The 7176-nt window shown below is 72.1% G+C and carries 8 protein-coding genes and 1 pseudogene; 6 read left to right on the forward strand and 3 right to left on the reverse strand.

Features of this window, described 5'->3' with window-relative positions; genetic code table 11:
• Positions 1–59 precede the first annotated feature (59 nt).
• The 4 genes from WML84_RS11380 to WML84_RS11395 all read left to right on the forward strand — a co-directional run bounded on the left by WML84_RS11380 (position 60) and on the right by WML84_RS11395 (position 3204).
• Complete coding sequence (locus WML84_RS11380; RefSeq protein ID WP_347346261.1) at positions 60–1727, forward strand: MDR family MFS transporter; 1668 nt, start codon at positions 60–62, stop codon at positions 1725–1727.
• Positions 1728–1752: 25 nt separating this feature from the next.
• On the forward strand, positions 1753–2304 hold the full coding sequence (locus tag WML84_RS11385) for a MarR family transcriptional regulator (protein ID WP_347346262.1): 552 nt from the start codon (positions 1753–1755) through the stop codon (positions 2302–2304).
• Positions 2305–2423: 119 nt separating this feature from the next.
• The gene (locus WML84_RS11390) at positions 2424–2888 is read left to right on the forward strand and encodes an RpiB/LacA/LacB family sugar-phosphate isomerase (RefSeq protein WP_347346263.1); all 465 of its coding nucleotides are present in this window, start codon (positions 2424–2426) and stop codon (positions 2886–2888) included.
• Between the two features lie 100 nt (positions 2889–2988).
• Positions 2989–3204, forward strand: coding sequence for an acylphosphatase (locus tag WML84_RS11395; RefSeq protein WP_347346268.1), 216 nt, complete (start codon positions 2989–2991; stop codon positions 3202–3204).
• Between the two features lie 14 nt (positions 3205–3218).
• Here the strand turns inward: WML84_RS11395 and WML84_RS11400 are convergent.
• Both WML84_RS11400 and WML84_RS11405 read right to left on the reverse strand, forming a co-directional pair.
• Positions 3219–3530: pseudogene (locus WML84_RS11400) on the reverse strand (sugar phosphate isomerase/epimerase); the annotation flags it as partial.
• Between the two features lie 25 nt (positions 3531–3555).
• Positions 3556–4635 carry a Gfo/Idh/MocA family oxidoreductase gene (locus tag WML84_RS11405; RefSeq protein WP_347346264.1) on the reverse strand — a complete coding sequence of 360 codons (1080 nt, stop codon included), beginning with the start codon at positions 4633–4635 and terminating at the stop codon, positions 3556–3558.
• A 225-nt stretch (positions 4636–4860) separates the two neighbouring features.
• Between WML84_RS11405 and WML84_RS11410 the strand changes: the two genes are divergently transcribed.
• Both WML84_RS11410 and WML84_RS11415 read left to right on the forward strand, forming a co-directional pair.
• Positions 4861–5685: a sugar phosphate isomerase/epimerase gene (locus WML84_RS11410; protein ID WP_347346265.1), complete on the forward strand. Its 825-nt coding sequence runs from the start codon at positions 4861–4863 to the stop codon at positions 5683–5685.
• A complete protein-coding gene (locus WML84_RS11415; RefSeq protein ID WP_347346266.1) occupies positions 5682–6809 on the forward strand; it encodes a Gfo/Idh/MocA family oxidoreductase in 1128 nt (375 codons plus the stop codon). The genes WML84_RS11410 and WML84_RS11415 overlap by 4 nt, the downstream gene beginning before the upstream one ends.
• Positions 6810–6857: 48 nt before the next feature.
• Here WML84_RS11415 and WML84_RS11420 read toward each other — a convergent pair.
• Positions 6858–7176, reverse strand: a 319-nt coding sequence (locus WML84_RS11420; RefSeq protein WP_347346267.1) for a DUF1801 domain-containing protein, incomplete at its 5' end; no start/stop codon positions are given.

Consider the following 7176-nt stretch of genomic DNA (forward strand, 5'->3'; position numbering starts at 1 on the left):
AAGTTCAACCATCCGCGACACCGGCGCCGCGGCATCCGCTCCTCTCTCGAAGGATCTCCATGTCTGCTCCCGACGTGCCGGCGATGTCCCGCCGGCAGGTGCTCGAGGCGCTGTCCGGCCTGCTGCTGGGCATGTTCGTCTCGATGCTCTCGGCGACGGTCGTCTCGACCGCGCTCCCCGTCATCGTCCACGACCTCGGCGGCGATCAGGCCGCGTTCACGTGGGTCGTCACCGCGACGCTGCTGACCACCGCGATCTCGACCCCGATCTGGGGAAAGCTCGCCGACCTCCTGAACCGCAAGGTGCTCATCCAGGTCGCGCTCGCCATCTTCGTGCTCGCCACCGCGGCGGCGGGCCTCGCGCAGGACGCGTCGATGCTGATCGCCTTCCGCGCCGTGCAGGGCATCGGCGCCGGCGGCCTCGCCGCGCTCAGCCAGATCATCATGGCCGACATCATCAGCCCGCGCGAGCGCGGCCGGTACATGGGCCTGTTCGGCGCGGTCATGGCGCTCGCGACGATCGGCGGCCCGCTCCTGGGCGGCGTCATCACCGACGCGTTCGGCTGGCGCTGGAACTTCTACGTCGCGATCCCGTTCGCGATCGCGGCGCTCATCGTGCTGCAGACGACGCTGCACATCGCGCGACGTCCGCGGAAGGTCCGCATCGACGTGGTCGGCGCCGTGCTGCTGTCGGTCGCCGTCTCGCTGCTGCTCGTCTGGGTCACCGGAGCCGGCCGCGACTACGACTGGTGGAGCCTGCAGACCGTGCTCATGGTCGGCGGCGCGATCCTCGCCGCCGTGCTGTTCGTCGTGGCCGAGCTCCGCAGCGCCGAGCCGCTCGTGCCCCTGCGCCTCTTCCGCAACCGCACCTTCACGCTGTCGGTGCTCGCGTCGATCGCGACCGGCATCGCGATGTTCGGGGCATCCGTCTTCCTGAGCCAGTACATGCAGATGGCGCGCGGGGCGACCCCCACCGAGGCGGGCCTCATGACCATCCCGATGATCGGCGGACTGCTCGTCGCCTCGATCGTCGTGGGACAGCTCATCAGCCGCTTCGGCCGCTGGAAGGGCTACCTCGTCGTCGGCTCGATCCTGCTGACGCTGGGACTCGTGCTCCTCACGACCCTCCACTACGACACGAACTTCCTGCTCGTCTCGCTGTACATGTTCCTGATGGGCTCGGGCGTCGGCATGACGATGCAGAACCTCGTCCTCATCGTGCAGAACACCGCCGACCCGTCCGAGATCGGCGTCGCCAGTTCGGGCGTCACCTTCTTCCGCAGCCTCGGCGGCACCGTCGGCGTCGCGGTCATGGGCGCGGCCCTCGCCGCGCGCGTCGTCGACCTGTTCGCCGCGAACAAGACCGCGCTCATGGAGGCCATCGCGAGCCTCGGCAGCCAGGGGGCCGACGTCGCCGCCCAGCTGCAGTCGGGCACGCTCCCCGCGGTGTCGACCCTCCCCCACGCGGTGCGCATCATCGTCGAGGACGTGTACGCGCAGGGCATCTCGCACTCGTTCCTCATCGCCGTGCCGTTCGCGGTGCTGAGCTTCGTCGCGATCCTGTTCCTCCCCAACATCCCGCTCACGCGCATGACGACGAGCGAGCGCGTCACCGCGGGCGAGGCGGACCTCGCGACGGTGTCGGTGCCCGCGGGCATGGAGGCGGCGACGGGCTCGATCGCGACGATCGACCCGGATGCCACGACCGAGGGACGCCGCGATGCCTGACCGGCAGGGCGATACGCTCGACGCCATGCGGGAGGAGACTCGGGCGGAGGGCATCGACCGCGACCGCCGCGCGCCCGATGCGGCGGGCGCCGACGACGCCGACCGGAACGCGGCGGGTGCGGACGACGCCGACCGGGATGCCGCCGTGCACGAGCTGGAGGCCGAGTTCAGCGCCCTGTTCGTCCGGGCGCGCAAGGCGATCGCCGAGGCGGCGAACGCGGTGAGTCCCGGGCTGCAGCCGGGCGCCTACAAGGTCTTCACGACGATCGCGCGGCGGTCGGGGTGCACGCTGTCGGCGCTCGCCGACGAGCTCGGCCTCGACAAGGGCCAGCTCAGCCGCGCCGTGACCGAGCTGGAGGGTCTGGGCCTGGTCTCGCGGACTCCCGACCCCGACGACAGGCGGGCGCAGCTGCTGGCGCTCACCGAGCACGGCAGCGCGCAGCTGTCCGCCGCGCAGACCGGTCGCCGTCGCGCGATGGACGCGAGCCTGTCGACGTGGCCGGTGCAGGACATCCGCCACCTCTCCCGGTTGCTGCATGCGCTGAGCGGCGGCCTGGAACGGCATCCCGCGTCCTGAGCGCCCGGGAGCGCGCGGTCCGCGTGGTGCGCGATGCCGGAATCGAGGGCTCATTCCGCCGAGCACGAGCCGGGCGGGCGCCCGTGCACGCGTCGGACCCGCACCGCTACGGTGGGCTCATGCGCATCGCCATGGCCAACGACCACGCCGGAACGGCACTGAAGAACGAGATCGCAGCCTGGCTGCGGAGCGAGGGGCACGAGGTCGTCGACTTCGGCGCCCACGACGAGCAGGCGTGCGACCTGCCCGATCACGTGTACCCGGCCGCGCTGGCCGTCGCGAACGGCGAGGTCGACCGCGGGCTGTTCGTCGACGGCGTCGGCTACGGGTCGGCGATGATCGCCAACAAGCTGCCCGGCGTCTTCGCGGCCGTCGCCCAGGACCCGTTCTGCGCCACGCTCGCACGCTCGCACTCCGACACCAACGTGCTGTGCATCGGCGGCAAGATCATCGGATCGGCCCTCGCGATGGAGGTCGCGAAGGCCTGGATGACCACCGACTGGCTCGGCGACACCGAGGAGAAGTACGCGCGGCGCGTCGCGAAGGTCGTCGAGATCGACGAGCGCCACATCCCCCGGCTCTGAGCCGCTCGCATCCTCATCACCCGCAGGGCACGATGGAGTCATGCGACGCGTGCACGTGGTGGTGACCGGCGAGGTGCAGGGCGTGGGCTATCGGTACACGATGCAGCACGTGGCGACCGATGCCGGCGTGTCGGGTTGGGTCCGCAACCGCTACGACGGCAGCGTCGAGGCCGAGGTCGAGGGCACCGACGAGCAGGTCGACCGCGTGCTGGGCTGGATGGCGCGCGGCCCGCGCTGGGGTCGCGTGCGCGACGCGCGGGTCACCGAGGCCACGCCCACCGGCGACACCGGCTTCGAGGTGCGGCGCGACGGCTGACCTCGGCGGACGAGTTCACCGTCGCCCCACACGTCGTCGCGGACGATCGCCTGGTGGCGGAAGTCGATCGGGTCGTCGCAGACCGCCTGCTCCGCGAGGTGGCTCGAGATCGCGTAGACCTTGAGCCCGTGCCGGTCGAGGATCTCCAGGCGCGAGCGCGCGTACGCGTCGTCCTCGTCGGCGCGCTCGAGGTCGAGGTGGTCGCCGGATGCCGCGATCTCGAGGCCGTCGTAGCCCCACTCGGCGGCGAGACCGGCCACCTCCTCGAACGGCAGGTCGGCCCACTGGCCGGTGAACAGGGTGACCGGGCGCGATCCGGTGGTCATGGCAGCTCCTTCGGAAGGTCGGGGCTCACGGGGTGGGGACGTCGGTCCAGGCTCCGCCGTCGGCGGCGGAGCGCAGCACGGCTTCGGTGACGATGCCCGCGCGCAGCCCGTCGCGGAACGTCGGCAGCCCGTCGGGCGTCTCGCCCCGCACGGCGGCGTAGGCGTCGCGCACGAAGGCGTTGAACGCGTCCTGGTAGCCCATCGGATGCCCCGGCGGGACGATCGACAGGCGCGCGGCGTCGGGGCTGAGCGCGCCGGCATCCCGCAGGCGCAGCTGCGACGTGTCGCGCCCGCCGATCCACAGCTCCTCGGGCCGCTCCTGCTCGAACCGGGCCGCGTGCGTCGAGCCGTGCAGCTCGAAGACGAGCCCGTTCTTGCGGCCGGCCGCCATCTGCGACACCAGCAGCGTGCCGAGCGCCCCGTTCCCGAGCTCGACGAGCAGCGCCGCGATGTCCTCGTTGGCGACGCGCTTGCCGTCGCGCTCGGCGTAGACGGTGCGGGTGCGCGCCGACAGCCGCACGATGCGGTCGCCGGTGACGAACTCGAGCAGGTCGCACAGGTGCGAGCCGATGTCGGCGAACGCGCGGGACGCTCCCCCGGCGTCGCCCGTCGCGCGCCAGTTGCCGTCGGTCTCCAGCAGCATCCAGTCCTGCAGGTAGGCGGCGTCGACGCTCAGGATCACGCCCAGCTCACCGGAGGCGACGAGAGCGCGCGCCTCGCGCACCATCGGGTGGAAGCGGTACACGAACGGCACGGCGCCGACGAGCCCCGCGGCGTCGAGCGCCTCGACGAGCGACCGCGCGTCGGCCACGCTCGTCGCGAGCGGCTTCTCGCAGACGACGTGCTTGCCGACGGCGATCGCGGCGTGCGCGTGGGCCGCGTGGTCGGCGTTCGGGGTGCACACGTGCACGACGTCGGATGCTGCGATCGCGTCGGCGATGTCGGCTGCACCGCGCTCGACGCCGAGCGCCGCCGCCGCGGCGGCGGCACGCTCGGCCGACGAGCTGGCCAGCGCGGTGAGCTCGGCCCCCGCCGCACGCGCCGCGCGCGTGTGGACGGTGGCCATGAACCCGCCGCCGAGGAACCCGGCGCGCAGCGCGCTCACGAGGTCGCCTCGAACGGGTCGCGGACGGTTGCAACGGGTCGAGAGCCACCCGCGATCGGAGAGACGGACATGGGCACTCCCTTCAGCGGCGATTGTAATGAGGCGCCCTCCGCGGCGCGCCCGTGGCGTTCGTCACGCCGGGTCCCCGGCGTCGGGCGGAGTTGATACTGTTGCGGCGGGGCGCATTCCGGGCGCTCTGTCGTAACGAAGCGAGGTCCTTTCTCCATGTCTCTACCGGTAGCGTCCGTCCAGCTGTACACACTCGCCGAGCAGTTCACCGCCGACCCGCAGGGGTCGCTCGACAAGCTCGCCGCGATCGGCTTGCGCAACGTCGAGGCCTTCGACTTCGTGCGCCAGCCCGCCGAGATCCGTGCCGCCCTCGACGCCAGCGGCCTGGCCGCCCCCACCGGACACGCCCCGCTGCTGTCCGACGAACTGTGGACGCCGGACGGCTCCATCCCCACTCCCGCGCCGGAGGTCGTGTTCGAGGCGGCCGCCACCATCGGCATCCAGACCGTGATCGACCCGTTCGTGGACCCGGCGCGCTGGCTGACCGAGGAGGGCGTCACCGACATCGCCGAGCGTCTGAACCAGGCGGCCGAGGTCGCCGCGGGCTTCGGGCTCACCGTCGGCTACCACAACCACGCACAGGAGTTCGTGGCCTCGTTCGACGGGCAGTCCGCGTACGAGCGGTTCGTCGCGCTGACCGACGAGCGCGTCCTCCTCGAGCTCGACCTGTTCTGGGCCCTCACGGGCGGGCAGGACGTCCCCGCGCTCGTTCGTGCGCTCGGCCCGCGCCTCGTGGCCGTGCACGTGAAGGACGGCGTCGTCCCCGCCAGCAATCCGTGGGCGCCGGGCGCTCCCGCGTTCGGCACCGACAGCCTCGACCAGCGTCGCGCGGGCACGGCGCAGGTGCCGCTCGCCGAGTCGCTGCACGCCGCTGCCGACCTGAAGTACGCGGTCATCGAGTACGACCGGGCTCCGGGCGACGTGTTCGACGACATCGCGGCCAGCTACGCGTTCCTCCGCGACGGGGGGTTCATCGCATGAGCGGGCCCGTCGGCATCGGCTTCATCGGGGTCGGGGTCATCAGCGACACCTATCTCGAGAACCTGAACTCGTTCCCGGACGTCCGTGTCGTCATCCTCGGCGACCTCGACACCGACCGCGCCCGCGCGCAGGCCGAGAAGCACGGCGTCCCCGAGTCGGGCACCGTGGACGACGTCCTCTCGCACCCCGACGTGCAGCTGGTCGTGAACCTCACGATCCCCGCGGCGCACGTCGAGGTGTCGGGCAAGGCGATCGCGGCGGGCAAGCACGTGTGGACCGAGAAGCCGCTCGGACTCGACCGCGACGGCACGGCCGCGCTCCTGCGCGACGCCGCCGCCGCAGGGCTGCGGATCGGATCGGCTCCCGACACCGTCCTCGGCCCGGGCTTCCAGACGGCCAAGCGCGCGATCCAGGACGGCCTCATCGGCACGCCGATGTTCGCGCTGACGGCGTTCCAGACGCAGGGGCCGGATGCGTGGCATCCGAACCCCGCGTTCCTCTTCGCCGAGGGCGCCGGCCCCCTCATGGACATGGGGCCGTACTACTTCAGCGCGCTGGTGAGCCTGTTCGGCGCCGCCGACCGCGTCGCCGCGTTCGGTTCGAAGCCCCGTCCGGAGCGGGCGCCGAAGATGGGCCCGCTCGCGGGCACCGCCTTCCCGGTGCAGGTTCCGACGACCGTGTCGGTGCTCGTCTCCTTCGACGGCGGGCAGCAGTCGCAGTCGATGCTGAGCTTCGACTCGGCGCTGGAACGCCACGGATTCCTCGAGATCCACGGCACCGAGGGCTCGCTCATCCTGCCCGACCCGAACACGTTCGAGGGCAGCAGCGCACTCGTGCGGCCGATGACCGCGATCGCCGACGGTTTCGACTTCTCGCAGGAGCAGATCGAGATCGTGCAGCAGGGTCTCGGCCCCGGCCGCGGCCTCGGCCTGCTCGACATGGTCCGTGCGATCGCCGAGGACCGTCCGCACGTCGCCAGCGGCGAGCTCGGCTATCACGTGCTCGACATCATGCTCTCGGCGGGCGAGTCCATCGCCACCGGCGAGGTGGTCGAGGTGGCCAGCACGGTCGCGCCCGTGCCCGCGGTGCCCGCCGACTTCGACCCGTTCGCGCGCACGCTCTGACGCCGGTCCCGCGCCCCTCCCCGCATCGCGTGGGAGGGGCGCGGTCCGTCAGCCGTCGATCTGCGCCTTGCGCGCGAGCACCAGCGCACGGACCGTGTCATCCGGCAGCGGCTCCTCCGGAGCGAACCGGATCGTGCCCTTCGCTCGGTCGAGGCCTCCCGGCATGCCCTCGATCGCCGCGATCGCGGCAGGGCTGAACGGGTACACGCCGACGTGCTTCTTGGCCCGCATGACCGACAGCAGCGACTTGCCGCGGTAGACGAGGGCGGGCATGCCGTAGCCGAGCCCCTGCTCGGCGTCGGGCACGATCTCGCGGGCGATGTCGTACACGTGCCCGATGACCGCGGCATCCGCCGGGTCGAGCCCG

Source organism: Microbacterium sp., assembly GCF_039812165.1.
Classification (GTDB): Bacteria; Actinomycetota; Actinomycetes; order Actinomycetales; family Microbacteriaceae; genus Microbacterium.

Coding starts and splice junctions, on each gene's coding strand:
- WML84_RS11380 (WP_347346261.1), top strand. CDS start 60: ATGTCTGCTCCCGACGTGCCGGCGATGTCCCGCCGGCAGGTGCTCGAG.
- WML84_RS11390 (WP_347346263.1), top strand. CDS start 2,424: ATGCGCATCGCCATGGCCAACGACCACGCCGGAACGGCACTGAAGAAC.
- WML84_RS11410 (WP_347346265.1), top strand. CDS start 4,861: ATGTCTCTACCGGTAGCGTCCGTCCAGCTGTACACACTCGCCGAGCAG.
- WML84_RS11415 (WP_347346266.1), top strand. CDS start 5,682: ATGAGCGGGCCCGTCGGCATCGGCTTCATCGGGGTCGGGGTCATCAGC.
- WML84_RS11395 (WP_347346268.1), top strand. CDS start 2,989: ATGCAGCACGTGGCGACCGATGCCGGCGTGTCGGGTTGGGTCCGCAAC.
- WML84_RS11385 (WP_347346262.1), top strand. CDS start 1,753: ATGCGGGAGGAGACTCGGGCGGAGGGCATCGACCGCGACCGCCGCGCG.